The sequence below is a fragment of the Bacteroides sp. HPS0048 genome (assembly GCF_964240755.1).
Lineage (GTDB): Bacteria > Bacteroidota > Bacteroidia > Bacteroidales > Bacteroidaceae > Bacteroides > Bacteroides nordii.
Genome location: NZ_CAXSVC010000077.1, coordinates 1 through 1,080 on the forward strand (window position 1 = coordinate 1; position 1,080 = coordinate 1,080).

At 37.8% G+C, this 1,080-nt stretch carries 1 protein-coding gene; it reads right to left on the reverse strand.

Annotated elements, in window-relative coordinates:
* A partial coding sequence (locus tag ACESQI_RS24100; RefSeq protein WP_373127377.1) for an ISL3 family transposase occupies positions 1–884 on the reverse strand: 884 nt, incomplete at its 3' end.
* Positions 885–1,080 lie beyond the last annotated feature (196 nt).

The window sequence follows — 1,080 nt, forward strand, 5'->3', positions numbered from 1 at the left end:
TGTAAAAGGCAATCATTCCTGGATTCTTTCTTCCTGATTTTATTGCAGTAATCTGCATAATGTTCACTGATAAGCCTGGCCATGTGTTCTTGCATATTCTTGATAAGGTGGAACTTGTCTGCAACCTCCACAATGGGGCGTCCGATCGAAGCAATGGCAGAACTATAAGCGGTAGACCGATCTCTGCTGACAAGATTTACCTGCTGGTGTGCTTCCATCCAGTCACGGAAGCTCTTTTCTTCACGATCGGGCAATAAATCAATCGGATGTCTATTCAATAAATCGATGACAATCGTTCCATATGACACACCTTTACGCCAAGCCCAATCGTCAACTCCAATTCTTGCAATCCTCTTGTAATCAGGCGGACAGAGGCGATGAAGGCAACGCAGTAGGGTTGATGAACTTAATGTGACACCGCAATATGAGAGGAGTTTACTGATGGGGATGGAAGGCATTAGTAGACCATTACGAATTACGGTTAACTCTAATCGCCGTGTACGTCTGCGATAGCGAAAGATTTCATTACCAGGCTGTTCGGCAAATGTCGTTTTATGACAATCTTCATTTTTGCAGAAGAATTTTCGCGATTCAAAAAACAGAACAACCTCTTTGCCTAGTATTGACAAATCATTTATTTTTCTAATGTATCGACTATGGACATGATGACTCTCATTTCCACAATAAGGACATGTTCCACTTGACTTAGAGCTTTTTGAATAAAGAATTATAGCATTTCCATCATGACGTACATCTTCGATAGCAATGTCTGATGATTGATAAATAGAGGCTAAGCTATTGTCTTTATTAAAAATAGTTGAACCATCATTATTGTTTAATGATGGTTTTATTGTAACTTTGTTTATATTAGGTTTATCTGGCATTCGGTTATTCTTTATGTTTGGCGATATAAAGATACGGAAAAAGGGCCAGGTAACCTAATATTTACACATGATTAATCACTGAATATCAGTGGTTTAAAACAGGAAAAACAATCGGGAATTCTTTAAATTCATAGATCGTTAATTTATGGAAATTGGATTATAAGACAGCTCTTTTCAACTAAATTGAAGAAGAACC